Source organism: Streptococcus equinus (assembly GCF_049393735.1).
Taxonomy (GTDB): Bacteria; Bacillota; Bacilli; order Lactobacillales; family Streptococcaceae; genus Streptococcus; species Streptococcus equinus_G.
This window is the reverse complement of record NZ_CP185946.1, coordinates 821528-835797: the sequence shown is the minus strand read 5'-3', so window position 1 is coordinate 835797 and position 14270 is coordinate 821528. Positions and strand designations below refer to the sequence as shown.

14 protein-coding genes are annotated in these 14270 nt (G+C 35.1%); 4 read left to right on the top strand and 10 right to left on the bottom strand.

Going from position 1 to position 14270, the window contains the following annotated elements; genetic code table 11:
• Positions 1-48 precede the first annotated feature (48 nt).
• Complete coding sequence (locus ACNTMY_RS04195) at positions 49-690, top strand: redox-sensing transcriptional repressor Rex (RefSeq protein ID WP_004231474.1); 642 nt, start codon at positions 49-51, stop codon at positions 688-690.
• 75 nt (positions 691-765) lie between these two features.
• Here ACNTMY_RS04195 and radC read toward each other — a convergent pair whose 3' ends face one another.
• Positions 766-1446 carry a RadC family protein gene (gene radC, locus ACNTMY_RS04190; RefSeq protein WP_423216763.1) on the bottom strand — a complete coding sequence of 227 codons (681 nt, stop codon included), beginning with the start codon at positions 1444-1446 and terminating at the stop codon, positions 766-768.
• A gap of 55 nt (positions 1447-1501) precedes the next feature.
• Positions 1502-2617 (bottom strand): AI-2E family transporter, encoded by a 1116-nt coding sequence (locus ACNTMY_RS04185; RefSeq protein ID WP_423216762.1) that lies wholly within the window; start codon positions 2615-2617, stop codon positions 1502-1504.
• A gap of 300 nt (positions 2618-2917) precedes the next feature.
• Between ACNTMY_RS04185 and ACNTMY_RS04180 the strand changes: the two genes are divergently transcribed.
• Positions 2918-3574 (top strand): hypothetical protein, encoded by a 657-nt coding sequence (locus ACNTMY_RS04180; RefSeq protein ID WP_423216761.1) that lies wholly within the window; start codon positions 2918-2920, stop codon positions 3572-3574.
• 46 nt (positions 3575-3620) lie between these two features.
• On the opposite strand, the gene ACNTMY_RS04175 is transcribed toward ACNTMY_RS04180, so the two are convergent.
• Complete coding sequence (locus ACNTMY_RS04175) at positions 3621-4229, bottom strand: histidine phosphatase family protein (protein WP_423216760.1); 609 nt, start codon at positions 4227-4229, stop codon at positions 3621-3623.
• Positions 4230-4285: 56 nt separating this feature from the next.
• Positions 4286-5749, bottom strand: coding sequence for a glycoside hydrolase family 1 protein (locus ACNTMY_RS04170; protein ID WP_423216759.1), 1464 nt, complete (start codon positions 5747-5749; stop codon positions 4286-4288).
• A 377-nt stretch (positions 5750-6126) separates the two neighbouring features.
• On the opposite strand from ACNTMY_RS04170, the gene ACNTMY_RS04165 reads away from it, so the two are divergent.
• Together ACNTMY_RS04165 and ACNTMY_RS04160 are read left to right on the top strand one after the other, a co-directional pair.
• A complete protein-coding gene (locus ACNTMY_RS04165; RefSeq protein WP_423216758.1) occupies positions 6127-7467 on the top strand; it encodes an alanine/glycine:cation symporter family protein in 1341 nt (446 codons plus the stop codon).
• Positions 7468-7629: 162 nt separating this feature from the next.
• Positions 7630-8835 carry a cation diffusion facilitator family transporter gene (locus tag ACNTMY_RS04160; RefSeq protein WP_423216757.1) on the top strand — a complete coding sequence of 402 codons (1206 nt, stop codon included), beginning with the start codon at positions 7630-7632 and terminating at the stop codon, positions 8833-8835.
• 38 nt (positions 8836-8873) lie between these two features.
• Here ACNTMY_RS04160 and ACNTMY_RS04155 read toward each other — a convergent pair whose 3' ends face one another.
• The 6 genes from ACNTMY_RS04155 to lepB form a co-directional block, all read right to left on the bottom strand.
• Positions 8874-9716, bottom strand: a complete 843-nt coding sequence (locus ACNTMY_RS04155) for an amino acid ABC transporter substrate-binding protein (RefSeq protein WP_423216756.1) — start codon at positions 9714-9716, stop codon at positions 8874-8876.
• A 23-nt stretch (positions 9717-9739) separates the two neighbouring features.
• On the bottom strand, positions 9740-10369 hold the full coding sequence (locus tag ACNTMY_RS04150; protein ID WP_423216755.1) for an amino acid ABC transporter ATP-binding protein: 630 nt from the start codon (positions 10367-10369) through the stop codon (positions 9740-9742).
• A gap of 11 nt (positions 10370-10380) precedes the next feature.
• Positions 10381-11022: an amino acid ABC transporter permease gene (locus ACNTMY_RS04145; protein ID WP_004231457.1), complete on the bottom strand. Its 642-nt coding sequence runs from the start codon at positions 11020-11022 to the stop codon at positions 10381-10383.
• Between the two features lie 184 nt (positions 11023-11206).
• Positions 11207-11542, bottom strand: coding sequence for a zinc ribbon domain-containing protein YjdM (locus ACNTMY_RS04140; RefSeq protein WP_021142189.1), 336 nt, complete (start codon positions 11540-11542; stop codon positions 11207-11209).
• A gap of 100 nt (positions 11543-11642) precedes the next feature.
• The gene (glmS, locus tag ACNTMY_RS04135) at positions 11643-13457 is read right to left on the bottom strand and encodes a glutamine--fructose-6-phosphate transaminase (isomerizing) (RefSeq protein WP_423216754.1); all 1815 of its coding nucleotides are present in this window, start codon (positions 13455-13457) and stop codon (positions 11643-11645) included.
• 196 nt (positions 13458-13653) lie between these two features.
• Positions 13654-14211, bottom strand: coding sequence for a signal peptidase I (gene lepB / locus ACNTMY_RS04130; RefSeq protein ID WP_021142186.1), 558 nt, complete (start codon positions 14209-14211; stop codon positions 13654-13656).
• Positions 14212-14270: the final 59 nt, after the last annotated feature.

Sequence of the window (14270 nt, the reverse complement as noted above, 5' to 3'; positions counted from 1 at the left end):
CAAAGTTTTTGTTACAATAGATGTAGTAAGTGAAAGGGAGATGGTATTGTGACTACTGAGAAATCTATTCCTAAAGCAACAGCTAAGCGACTCTCGCTTTATTATCGTATTTTCAAACGTTTTAATACTGATAATGTTGAAAAAGCAAGTTCAAAACAAATTGCGGATGCTATGGGAATTGATTCTGCAACAGTTCGTCGAGATTTTTCATATTTCGGTGAACTCGGACGACGCGGCTTTGGCTATGACGTCAAAAAATTAATGAATTTCTTTGCTGATATTTTAAATGACCATTCTACAACAAATGTGCTTTTGGTAGGATGCGGAAATATCGGACGTGCACTACTTCATTACCGTTTCCATGACCGTAATAAAATGCAAATTGCAATGGCTTTTGATACAGATGATAACGAGATTGTCGGACATCAAACTTCTGACGGTATTCCAATCTATGGCATCTCTTCTCTTAAAGAACATGCTCAAGAAGCAGGGATCGAAACAGCAATTTTAACCGTACCAAGTACTAAAGCTCAAGAAGTTGCCGATATTTTGGTTGAAGCTGGAATCCATGGAATTCTAAGTTTTTCACCTGTACACCTCAATGTCCCTAAAGATGTTATCGTTCAATATGTTGATTTGACTAGCGAACTACAAACACTTCTTTATTTTATGAGTCAATCAAATCAATAGTATGTTGCCTAAGAAATTTAGTATTTAAATACTTTTTTCAAAGTCTGAGAGTTTTTCTCAGGCTCTTTTATTTGTCTATAAAACATCGGTTTCTTCTCTAAAGCTATAATATTGGTATTTACCTACTATGATATGATCTAAACAAATAAGACCAAGATCTTCACAAGAACGCTTAATTTTTTCAGTAAAACGCAAATCATTTTCACTTGGCTCTGGCGAACCAGAGGGGTGATTATGGACAATAATAACTGAAGTTGCCATATTTTTACAAGCATAATACAAAATCTCACGTGGTTCAGCAATCGAACGTCGAACAGACCCAATAAAGATAGTGCGTTGTTCAATAATTCGATTTTGAGTGTCTAAATAGATTGCCACTAAGTGCTCTTGCTTTTGATCGCTAAGCTCTAGCATCATTTTTCTAGCTAAGCGTTCACTGCTCATAATACGCTCTTTTTGAATATATTCAGCCTTACTGATACGCTTAGCTAATTCAAGCATTGCCTTAATTTCAATAGATTTAACGTGACCAATTCCCTTAATTTTTTGCAATTCTTGTAAGGATAGATGCTGAAAATCAGCCAAACTATCAATATGTTTTAAAATATCATTTGCTACTTCTAAAACAGGTCTGGTCTTTGTGCCTGTACGTAATAAAATCGACAATAATTCCTGATTACTTAATTGCTCTGCACCCAAATCTCTCAAACGCTCACGCGGTAGCATGGCATCTGCTTTCATCTCAATTGTGTACATAAAAATACCTCCACTTATTTATTCGTAAGTTGAAGGTATTTCCTTTTATTTTTAGTTATTGTAGCCGATTTTTCTGACGTTTTGCGACGTTATCTTTAATCATTTGATATAAGCTTGCTGCTAACGGTACTGCAACAAGCATTCCTAGAACTCCCCATAGTGACGCACCAATGGTAATTGCCATCAGTACCCACATACCAGGTAATCCAATTGAACCACCCACCACGCGTGGGTAGATTACGTTTCCTTCGAATTGCTGTAGAACAACCAGGTAAATAACAAAGAATATCGCCTGTGACACGTCTTGTGTCGCAATAAGGATAAATCCGATTGTCACACCAATATAGGCTCCTACAACTGGAATTAGCGCCGTAAAAGATACTAAAATACCAATTGTGGCTGCATATGGCAATTTAAACAAAAACATACCAATAGCCGTTAAACTTCCAAGAATCATAGCCTCTAAAGTCTGACCGACAAAGAAACCATGAAATCTCTTATGCAAAATATCCAAAACATAATGCACAGTTTTAGCGTATTTTCCAAGGTAAGAATCAATCAAAAGATTAAACTGACGTCCTAACTGCTCCTTACTTGCCAAAACATAAATTGAAAAGACAAAACTAATGAAGACATTTAACAAAGTCGATGCAATGGTGCTCACCGAAGTTAAAATATTTGTTAGAACAGCTAAAACCTGATTCAAAATTTGCTTGCTGTAATCTGATATGGTTTCCGTAATATCTGATGAAGACCCGAAATAAGCAAGAAAATCTTGTACAGCTTTATTGTCACTTGTTTCCTTGATAAATTTTGAAAAACCACTAGTGTCAATCTTCAAAAGAGAATTGATACTTGCAATCAAATCAGGTAATACAATTGAAAATAGCCAGCTAATAAGCAAGATGAACGTGAGATAAGCTAGAATCATCGAAACTGCACGTTTTAATTTTAATAGGTGCTTATTTTTAATCAGATATGTAAAAATCATCTCATAAAGGCTCATCACAATATTGACAATATACGCAATACCTGCGCCAATCATAAAGGGTTGACTTGCCTTAAAAATCGTAGAAATAATTGATGCACCAGCGTTCCAATAGGCCTGAATTGCATAACAAATTGCAAAAGCAATCACTATATAATAAACATGTTTTTTCTCAATTTTCATAGCGCCTCCTACTAGTTTTATTTTAATTAATTATACCAAAAAGTAAGTCATTCTTGTTTATTGACCGTCATGATTAGAAAATTCTAATTTTTATCATATTGTACTGTCTATAGTATTGTGATAGAATACTTTCTGTTGCAGAAGGTAAATTTTTTGCCGCAAAATGTAGCACATTTGAGTTATCTCTAAAGCAACATCATTTGCCCCAAAACTAATTGATGTTAAGCCATGCGAGATGACTTCCTCATAATGCTTCTACTAGTAGCATTATCATCAAAAACTAGGAGGAATGCTTTTTACATGTTTAAAAAGTCTTTTCAGAAAAAACATTATCCAACTATCATTACAATACTAAGCATAGCTTTGCTTGCTTTTTCATTTAATGCTTTCCAAGTTCATCAAACTGTCTCTGGTTTAAGAAAAGAAATTTTAACCTTGAGAAATGAAAATAACACACTCATAGAGGAAAAGAACAATCGCTCTATGTACCAAACATTATTCCAATATTCTCAAAGGCTTGGAAATGATAGCATCACAAAACATGCCGTTAACTTCTGGGCAAACCGTGATGATGAAATTTCTTATTTTGAAGACAAAGTGACTTCACTTCCACTGGTTCTTTTTGCTAATGAACCTGATGTAAAACATACTGATATGATTGTTACAAAAAGCACTAGTAACTATAATGCAACGGTAACAATTTCTGTAACTAACAACAGCGCAACACCTGTGACCATAGACACTAAGGAATTCTTTTTATATGACTCAAAACAAAACTCATTGGCATATGATTCTGTTTTTGCTTCAGACAGTACGCTATCAAATACTGGGTCACTAATCACAGTTAATCCAAATTCAAAAGGTAATTTCACTGTTGTTTTCGGCTCTAACTCATTCCTATCAGAAACCGAAGACTTTACCTTAAGATATCAAAATGCAACTTGGAAAACATTATAAATCATTTAAATAAATAATAAGCCCTTGAATAACAAGGGCTCTTTTTCTATCTAAAAATATACTCACGTTCAACTGGGTCGTAAATCGATTTAACTTCCATGTCTGTGCCATCGTAAGCAATCTCCAGAATTGCACAATTTGACATGCGTTTCTTTAAAACAGGCGGATTTTTTGTTGCATGAAGATAAAACTGCGTAATAGCTCCACCATGACTGACAAATAAGAGTGTCTCATCATCATTGCTTTGCTCTAATACGTCACGAATCGTCCGATTCATACGTTCGTAAACCTGAATATTTGACTCACCACCATAACGCACAAAGAAATCACGATAACCAGAACCATCTTCACGATGAACAGGTGGATTTAAATACTCTTGATGAGCTTCATAAGAGCCAAAATCCATTTCTTTAATTCCTTTTAAACGAATGTAATCATCTCTTCCAGTTGCAAGCTCTGCGGTATCACAAGCACGCTCCTGCGTTGAAGAATAAATTCGAGTAAAGGTAATTCCTTCTTCCTCAAAATGAAGCCTTGCTGCTTTTGCTTGCTCAATACCAAGTTCTGTCAAAGGAGAATCACACGCTCCTTGAATTCGTCCCTGTACATTAAAACGCGTTTGTCCATGTCGCATTAAATAAAATGTTTTTACCATTTCTACTCCTTACAGCAAAGTAACTCAGCTGACGTTCGCAGCTGAGTTTAACTTTATTAATCATTTAAAATATTGGCAGCACGTGACGCAATCAAATCTTTATAGAAGAAGAATGAATCCTTACGTGAGCGGTCAAAGCTACCATTTCCTTGGTCATCCGCATCGACATAAACAAATCCGTAACGTTTTGACATTTCAGAAGTTGATGCCGAAACAAGGTCTGTACAACCCCACCAAGTGTAACCCATCAAATCAACACCATCTTCAATTGCTTCATACATTTGTTTAACGTGTGATTGAAGGTAATCAATACGGTATTGGTCGTGAATTGAACCATCTTCTTCGACTTTATCAAGGGCACCAAGGCCATTTTCGACAACCATAAGTGGCACTTGATAGCGATCATAAAGTTTATTAAGTGTAATGCGAAGACCAACTGGATCGATTTGCCAACCCCAATCAGATGCTTCTAGATATGGATTTGGTTCGCTTAAGATTAAATTCCCAGCTGTTGCTTCACCAGTTTTTTGTTTACGAGCAATTGAACTCATATAATATGAGAATGACATGAAATCAACAGGGTATTTTTCAAGGATTTCAAGATCACCTTCAGCAATATCAAGTTTAATATTATTTTCTTTGAAGAAACGTTTTGCGTATGAAGGGTATTTACCACGAACTTGAACATCAGAGAAGAATAGATTTTCATGGTCTTTTTTAATTTCTTCCATGACATCGTCAGGATTACATGTTGCAGGATAAGCTTGCATACGAGCTAACATACAACCAATCTTAAAGTCAGGATTAATCTCATGACCAACTTTTGTAGCAAGACTTGATGCCACAAATTGGTGGTGTGCTGCTTGATACATTTCTTGAAGATTTAATTTTCCATCTTCAAACAAAAGTCCACCAGAAAGGTAACCAGTCATTCCAATGATGTTAATTTCATTGAACGTTAACCAATATTTAACTTTATCTTTGTAACGATTAAAAACAGTTTCTGCGTAGCGAACAAAGAAATCAATCACCTTACGATTCTTCCAACCGCCGTATTCTGTAATTAAATGAATTGGAAATTCATAATGAGAAAGTGTTACAAGTGGTTCAATACCATATTTATTTAACTCATCGAAAACTTTATCATAAAAAGCTAAACCAGCTTCATTTGGTGTTGCATCATCACCATTTGGGAAAATACGTGACCAAGCAATTGACATACGAAAAGTCTTGAAGCCCATTTCTGCATAAAGAGCAATGTCTTCTTTATAACGGTGATAAAAATCAGAACCCCAACGTTTTGGATAAAGACCTTCTTTATCATTTAAGGCAGCATCCAATTTTGCACGATTCATTGGTGTATTAAATTCACTTCCCATTGATTTTCGTTCTTCTGGAGCTACAGCGCGTGAAGTATCAGAGGTTGCTGGCCCACGTCCATCAACATTCCATGCTCCTTCAAATTGATTAGCAGCTGTTGCACCGCCCCACAAAAAATCTTTTGGAAATTGTTTTGTCATATTATTTCACCTCATACTTTAGTTTACTCTTGTATTATAACTGGAAATGTAAGTGTTTTCTATCACTATAATCTTAATAACTGATACTATAACAAAATATCAGCGAAATAATCTCAGTTTATCTGAAACTTTTTCTTGAAATTGTCCAAAATAGCAGTAAAATAGACCCATTTTTGACACATTCTATAGAAGAAAATTTGACAAAACCCCATTCTATCTATATAATTAATTAGTTGAAATTATTCTATTTTTTCTGAAAATGGGAAGAAAATTTTAATTAAGTAGTACTTATTTAATGGCTAAAAGATAAAGAATCATTTGAAGATTTACCCTTTAACCAATGATTATAGTACTATGACTGACTTAGGAGTTTGATTATGTATAATTTTCTATCGTCTTTAGACAGTCTAGTCTGGGGACCGCCTCTTCTTGTTCTGCTTGTCGGAACAGGAATCTATCTATCTATTCGCTTAGGCCTGCTGCAAGTTTTTCGACTTCCAAAAGCTCTAAAACTTATTTTCGCATCTGAAGCGAAAGGAAAAGGTGATATTTCAAGTTTTGCAGCCCTTGCTACAGCTCTTGCCGCTACAGTTGGTACCGGAAATATCGTAGGTGTAGCAACAGCTATTAAACTTGGTGGTCCTGGTGCGCTTCTATGGATGTGGATAGCCGCTTTCTTCGGTATGGCAACTAAATACTCAGAAGGTGTCTTGGCGATTAAATACCGTACAACAGACGCAAATGGTGAGATTGCTGGTGGTCCAATGCATTATATCGTTAATGGTATGGGAAAACACTGGAAACCTCTAGCAATTGCCTTTTCAATCTTTGGTGTCATGGTTGCACTATTTGGTTCAGGTACATTTACTCAGGTTAACTCAATTACCGATTCTCTCAGTAATACTGTTGGTTGGTCACCAAAAATCATTAGCTTAGTTCTAGCTGTTTTAGTTAGTATTATTATCTTTGGTGGTATTCAATCAATTTCAAAAGTTGCTGAAAAAATTGTACCATTCATGGCAATTATTTACATTCTTGCAACTATTACTATCCTTGCTTTTCACTACGACCAAATCATTCCAAGTATTGCTTTAGTAATGAAATCAGCATTTACTGGTAGAGCTGCCACAGGTGGTTTTGCAGGAGCTACTGTTATTACAGCAATCCAAGCTGGTATTGCGCGTGGTATCTTCTCAAATGAATCTGGTCTTGGTTCTGCACCAATTGCTGCTGCTGCTGCCAAAACCGAAGAACCCGTTGAACAAGGTCTTGTTTCTATGACTGGTACTTTCATTGATACCATCATTATTTGTACACTAACAGGTCTATCAATCATCGTTACTGGTGGCTGGACAAGCAACCTCAATGGAGCAACTCTAACGCAATCAGCTTTCTCTACTGTCTTTGGAAACTTTGGTGTTTATGCATTGACAATTAGTTTGATTCTCTTTGCATTTACGACAATTCTTGGATGGGGCTACTACGGAGAACGTTGTTTCGAATTTCTTTTTGGTACAAAAGCAATTTTAATTTACCGTATTATTTTTATTATCATGGTTGCTTTGGGTGGATACATTAGTCTTGAAACAATCTGGGTTATCGCTGATATCGTTAATGGTTTGATGGCCATTCCAAACTTGATTGCCCTACTTGCTCTCTCACCAATTATTATCAAAGAAACTAAACAATATTTTAGTAATTTCCAAAATAAAGACTAGGAATAAAACCTAGTCTTTTATTCTATTCAAATTCAGAAGAATACTGTTAAGAAAGCGCTTCTTGACAGTATTCTTTTGTCCCATGAACTACTTTTAGTGATATAATAGAAGGTAGCCTTAATTTAATATACATACCGCCATTTCAAGCAAAGGAGGCATTATATGTCAACACCAGAAGAAAATCTTCGCTTAGCTAAGCGTGGACCAATTGTCAGTATTGTCGCATACTTTGTCATTACTTTATTAAAATTAATCACTGGTTATTTTCTAAATTCATCTTCTTTAATCGCTGATGGTTTTAACAACTTGTCTGATATTTTAGGAAATGTTGTCCTTTTAATCGGTTTGCATTTAGCTAGTAAACCCGCTGATGAAGACCATCGTTTTGGACATTGGAAAATCGAAGATCTTTCAAGCTTAATCACTTCCTTTATCATGTTTTACATTGGTTTTAAAGTTCTCTTTCAAACCATCGAAAAAATTATCACAGGCAGCCTAACACCACTTGATCCAGAAGGTGCCATTATCGGAGTCATCTCTGCTTTAATCATGTATGGTGTTTATCTCCACAATAAGCGCCTCTCTCAACGTGTCAAATCAAGCGCTCTTCTCGCCGCTTCAAAAGATAACTTATCTGATGCCGTAACATCAATCGGTACTTCTATCGCTATTCTAGCCGCTTCATTTAATCTAGTTATCATTGATAGACTGGCTGCTATCGTTATTACCTACTTCATTTTGAAAACAGCCTACGATATCTTTATGGAAAGTGCCTTTAGTTTATCAGATGGTTTTGATCAAAAAGAACTAAAAAAATACAAGGAAGCAATTTTAAAACTTCCAAAAGTTTCAAATGTAAAATCTCAACGCGGTCGCTCATACGGAAGCAATATCTACCTTGACATCGTTGTTGAAATGAACCCAGATTTATCAGTTTATGAAAGCCATGAAGTCACTGAACAAATCGAAGATATTCTTCGAAAAGAATTTTCAGTTTATGATACTGATGTTCACGTTGAGCCTGGTTCTATCCCAGAAGATGAAATTTGGGATAATGTCTATCGAAAACTATTTAAAGCAGAGAAAACCATTCTTGCAAAAATCCCTGATTACGAAGAATTGATTTCAGATAACTTCAAACTCGTTGATGCTGATGGGCAATCTTATACAAAATATGAAATGGTTTCACGTGCCAAACATTACATGAGTAATTTTGAAGGCTTTGAGATGACTTCAATTAGCCAAAAAACAAAACTCATCACCTATAAACTTGATGGACAAACCCATACAAGTATTTGGAGACGTAAGGAAAATTGGTTCCTTGTTTTCCATCAAATCACACCGCAAAATGATTCTCAACAACAATAAGAAAAAGTTCTAAGTGTAAAAACTTAGAACTTTCTTTTTTAATTTTTGACGGCATCAGTTGCGACATCTTCTCCAAACCATTTATTTGAAATTTCTTGGAATTTACCGTCTTTATAAAGTTTTTGGAATGCTTGATTGATTTTCTTAACAAGTGTTTTATCAGCTTTTCTAGCTCCAACAGCAAAGTCTTCACCTTCAAACTCACTTGAAATAATATTATACTTGTCAAGATCTCCTTCTTGTTCAAGATAGTAATTAGCATAAACTTTATCAATCAACAAACCATCGATACGACCATTTTTTAGATCAATCAATGCTTGTGTGAACGTTTCATATTGTGTTGCATCCCCGCCAGAAACAATATCTTTCAGAACTTTAGGGTTAGCGTTAAAAGCATCGTAACCTGATGAACCTGATTGAGCACCAAGAACTTTATCTTTCATGCCTTTAAAATCAGTAATTCCTGAAGATTTCTTCGTTACAAGAACTTGTTCGTTAACCATATATGGTTTTGTAAAAAGAACTTTTTCAGCACGCTCATCTGTGATTGAATAACCATTCCAAATTAAATCAATTGTCCCATTGTTTAATTCAGTTTCTTTCATATCCCAATTGATTGATTGCCATTTGACTTTAATGCCATATTCAGCAAATACAGCATTTGCAAGATCGATATCAAAACCTACATTTTTACCATCTTCGTCTTCATATCCCATAGGAACGAAGGTATTATCAAAACCAATTGTAATCTTACCGTCTTTTTCGTAAGTACTCCATTGATCTGTTTTAGCAGTTTTTTTAGAAGTCGATGAACCACAAGCAGCTAGCGCTACAGTCGAAACTAGCACCAAAGCACTTAAAAGAATTTTTTTGATTTTCATAAACACACCTAATAAACTTTCTGTTATTTTGGATTAATTTTTAAAATGTGATCTGAAATTGTTTCAGCAAATTGCAAATCATGGGTAACCACAATTTGTGTCATTCCTGCTTCACGATTTTGTAAAATCAATTTTTCAACTTCTTGGCGCAATTCAGGATCCAGCGCTGAAGTCGGTTCGTCATATCCGATAATCTGAGGATCAATCATCATCGCACGTGCTAGAGCCACACGTTGTTTTTGACCACCAGACAATGAATAAGGATAAGCATCCGCATGTTCACCTAAGCCAAGACGTTTAAGAAGACCTAAAGCTTTTTCTTTTGCTTCTTCTTTTGACATTCCCATTGTTTTTACAGGTGATAAAATCAAGTTATCTAATACAGATAAATGTGGGAACAATTGAAAGTCTTGGAAAACAAATCCTAATAAGTTAAGCGTCTCCAAGTGATCAATTGGAACAACTTCTCCATTATAAATGATTTCACCTGAATCAATTGTTTCAAGACCAGCAAGCATGCGCAACAAAGTTGTTTTACCACCACCTGAAGGACCTACTAATGACAAAATTTTCCCATCTTCAATGGTCAAATTAAATTGATCAAAAATCTTTTTTTGACCAAATTGTTTTGAAATATTTTTTAATTCTAACATCTGGTCACCTCTTATTTGTAATAATCAAATTTTTTCTCAGTTTGTTTTGAAATTAGTGTTACAATACCAATCATCAATAAGTAAATAGCTCCCGCTACAAACATAGGTGCTAAAGAAGCATCACGATTGGCTGCTGTTTTACTAGCAAGCAACAAATCACCAACACCAAGCACGTAAACAAGTGAAGAATCCTTAACGAGATTAATGATTTCATTGAAAACACTTGGCAAAACAATTTTGAAAACTTGTGGCAAAATGATGTAATGAATCGTTTGAAGTTGATTTAATTTCAAAACTTTAGCAGCTTCATATTGCCCTTTAGGGATAGCTGAAATACCACCACGGAAAATCTCAGCAAAATAAGCTGCATAATTCAACGTGAAAGCCAAAATAGCTGCAGGAAGTCTATCCATAACAACGCCTACACTTGGCAAAACGTAATAAAAGAAAATTAATTGTAGTAACAATGGAGTTCCACGCATGATCCACACGTAGAGAGTCAACAACCATTGCAACGGTTTAAATTTAATCTGCATCAAAAAAGCTAAGATAGCACCAAATGGAATTGATAACACAATAACAATACAAAAAACTTGCAATGTCACTGCTGCACCATCTAACAAGCTAGGCAGAATTTGTGAAATATATGACATATTTTCTCCTAAAAAGAATTGATAGTACTTCTTATTATATCAGATTTTACAGTAAATTGGGAGTAATCAAGAATAATTTCTCACTACATCTAATAAAAATAAAAAGATTTTACATAAATATATCTATGTAGATACATATTTATAAAAAAGCTACGAGCAGAGAAGCTCGTAGCTTTAAAATTCATTATAGTTTTTTGACAAACTCTGATTTTAATTTCATTGCACCAAAGCCATCGATTTTACAATCAATATTGTGATCACCTTCAACAAGACGAATGTTTTTCACGCGTGTTCCTTGTTTAAGGTCTTTTGGTGCACCTTTTACTTTCAAGTTTTTAACGATAGTAACACTATCACCATCAGCAAGACGAGTACCGTTGCTATCAAGAACAACCAAGCCATCTTCTTCTTCAACTGAATCACTTGGGTTCCATTCATAAGCACACTCTGGGCAAACTAACATTAATCCATCTTCGTAAACATACTCAGAGTTACATTTTGGACAATTTGGTAAAGACATAATTTCTCCTTATCAAAAATAGCTATAACTTTCTTAGCTGTCCTTTAGCAAAAAGTTACATTATCCATTCTACCTTAGAAAGTAAAATTTGGCAAGAACTTTATTCAACGGTTACAGATTTTGCGAGGTTACGTGGTTTATCAACATCCAAACCACGTTGAAGTGTTGCATAGTAAGCAATCAATTGAGCTGGCACAACCATGGCGATAGCAGACAAGAATGGGTGAACTGTCGTAACAATAATATCATCACCTTCACGAGCTTGACTTTCATCAACAATTGTAAGAACACTTGCTCCACGTGCTGCGACTTCTTGGATATTACCACGAGTGTGTGAAGCAAGGACAGGATTACTAGAAATAAGAGCAATAACAGGAACACCTTCTTCAATCAATGAAATTGTACCGTGTTTCAACTCACCAGCAGCAAAACCTTCACATTGAATATAAGAAATTTCTTTTAGTTTCAAGCTTGCTTCCATAGCAACATAGTAATCAGAACCACGTCCAATGTAGAACGCATTGCGTGTTTCTTTAAGAAGTGCTTCTGCTTTTTCAGCAATTTTATCTTTTTCAGAAAGCGTGGCTTCGATAGATTGCGCAACGATTGAAAGTTCGTGTACCAAATCAAATTCTGCAGCAGCTTTATTTCCATTAGCATCACCAACTGCTTTAGCCAAAATAGCCAGTGTAGCAATTTGAGCTGTATAAGCTTTTGTTGATGCAACAGCGATTTCAGGGCCAGCATGTAAAAGCATTGTGTAAGTTGCTTCACGTGACAAGGTAGACCCAGGAACGTTTGTAATTGTTAAACTTGGAATTCCCATTTGGTTAGCTTTAACCAAAACTTGACGGCTATCAGCAGTTTCACCTGATTGAGAAATCATCACAAACAGTGGTTTTTTACTCAACAATGGCATGTTATAACCCCATTCTGAAGCAATACCAAGCTCAACTGGAGTATCTGTCAATGTTTCAAGGAATGATTTTGATGCAAAACCAGCGTGGTAAGAAGTACCAGCAGCTAAAATATAGATACGGTCAGCTTCTTGAACTGCTTTGATGATTTCAGGATCAACAGTAACGTTGCTATTTTCATCTGTGTAAGCTGTAATCAATTTACGCATAACAGTTGGCTGTTCGTCAATTTCTTTTAACATGTAGTAAGGATATGTTCCTTTACCGATGTCAGACAAATCAAGCTCAGCTGTATAAGAATCACGTTCTACAGCATTTCCATCATAATCCATAACTGATACAGAATCTTTTGTTAAAACAACCAACTCTTTATCATGGATTTCCATAAATTCACTTGTTTCGCGAATCATCGCCATAGCATCAGAACATACCATGTTATAGCCATCACCTAAACCAATCAAAAGTGGTGATTTGTTCTTAGCAACGTAAATAGTATCAGAATCTTCAGCGTCAATAAGCGCAAAAGCATATGAACCTTCAATAATGTTCAAAGCTTTTTTGAAAGCTTCAAGAACTGAAAGACCTTGATCAACAAATTCACCAACCAAGTGAACCGCAATTTCAGTGTCAGTTTCACCTTTTAGATGGTGATTTGAAAGATATGTTTCTTTAATTTGTAGATAGTTTTCAATAACACCATTGTGAACCAAGACAAAACGTCCAGTTTCAGATGTATGTGGGTGAGCATTTGATTCAGTTGGTTGACCATGAGTTGCCCAACGAGTATGACCAATTCCAGTATAACCTGCCATGTCAATCCCGATTTTAGCACGTAGGTCAGCAATACGTCCGACTGATTTAATTAAACGTCCTTGATTTGAACCGTTAGTTACGTAGATTCCTGCTGAATCATAGCCACGATATTCAAGTTTTTCAAGACCTTGCATTAAGATGTCTGTTGCATTTTTATTTCCAACAACACCAACAATACCACACATATTTATTACCTTTAGCAAGAAAAATCTTGCTATCTCTTTCTTAAAAAATTGAATTGGTATAGTCTAATAAAGACTCTCCAAAACCTTACAGGAACAGTATATAACTTTGATATAACATTGTCAATAATTTAATTGGTATGATTTTAACTATACCAATTATAGATTGGTACAAGTTACAAAAAACAGAGCAGCTAAACTACTCTGTTGTAATAAATCCAAATTTATTAAGTGGCAAAATCTTAAACGTTACAACACCACGAATCTGACTTTCTTTAATTAAACCAAAATCACGACTATCATTTGTATTTTGACGATCGTCATTTAATACCAAATAATAACCTTTAGGAATTTTATCATATTTACCGTTGGTAATAGTACTTACAGAAAAATCAGAAGTAAATGGCTGCTGAGTATCTGATGTTGAAGAATACTCAGATTTAATTTTACCAATGTAAGGTTCTTCTTTAACTTCATTATTAACATAAAGAATATCATCCATTACGGTCACGCTTTGTCCAGCTGTCGCAACAACACGACTGATATAAAAGATATCATCTTTCTTATAAACGATAAAGTCTTTATAACGCGGCTCACGATTGCGATTAACTACTACTACATCGCCATTCGACAAATAAGAATTAGCAGCATCTTTATGCACCTTAAATGTTGAAAATACAAAAATTCGCAACAGAAAGAGTACCAAAATGGCAATTAAAACTATAATAATATTTCGTATAAAATCGCGTTTAACCATAATTTCTCCTATTCTTTTTCTATTATAACATGTTTTGAAGTATAAAAAAAGTATGCATG

Excerpts from the sequence above, each read along its gene's own strand:
- radC (WP_423216763.1), bottom strand. The coding sequence starts at position 1,446 with ATGTACACAATTGAGATGAAAGCAGATGCCATGCTACCGCGTGAGCGT.
- lepB (WP_021142186.1), bottom strand. The coding sequence starts at position 14,211 with ATGGTTAAACGCGATTTTATACGAAATATTATTATAGTTTTAATTGCC.
- ACNTMY_RS04180 (WP_423216761.1), top strand. The coding sequence starts at position 2,918 with ATGTTTAAAAAGTCTTTTCAGAAAAAACATTATCCAACTATCATTACA.
- ACNTMY_RS04185 (WP_423216762.1), bottom strand. The coding sequence starts at position 2,617 with ATGAAAATTGAGAAAAAACATGTTTATTATATAGTGATTGCTTTTGCA.
- ACNTMY_RS04160 (WP_423216757.1), top strand. The coding sequence starts at position 7,630 with ATGTCAACACCAGAAGAAAATCTTCGCTTAGCTAAGCGTGGACCAATT.
- ACNTMY_RS04165 (WP_423216758.1), top strand. The coding sequence starts at position 6,127 with ATGTATAATTTTCTATCGTCTTTAGACAGTCTAGTCTGGGGACCGCCT.
- ACNTMY_RS04175 (WP_423216760.1), bottom strand. The coding sequence starts at position 4,229 with ATGGTAAAAACATTTTATTTAATGCGACATGGACAAACGCGTTTTAAT.
- ACNTMY_RS04155 (WP_423216756.1), bottom strand. The coding sequence starts at position 9,716 with ATGAAAATCAAAAAAATTCTTTTAAGTGCTTTGGTGCTAGTTTCGACT.
- ACNTMY_RS04150 (WP_423216755.1), bottom strand. The coding sequence starts at position 10,369 with ATGTTAGAATTAAAAAATATTTCAAAACAATTTGGTCAAAAAAAGATT.
- ACNTMY_RS04145 (WP_004231457.1), bottom strand. The coding sequence starts at position 11,022 with ATGTCATATATTTCACAAATTCTGCCTAGCTTGTTAGATGGTGCAGCA.
- glmS (WP_423216754.1), bottom strand. The coding sequence starts at position 13,457 with ATGTGTGGTATTGTTGGTGTTGTTGGAAATAAAAATGCAACAGACATC.
- ACNTMY_RS04170 (WP_423216759.1), bottom strand. The coding sequence starts at position 5,749 with ATGACAAAACAATTTCCAAAAGATTTTTTGTGGGGCGGTGCAACAGCT.
- ACNTMY_RS04140 (WP_021142189.1), bottom strand. The coding sequence starts at position 11,542 with ATGTCTTTACCAAATTGTCCAAAATGTAACTCTGAGTATGTTTACGAA.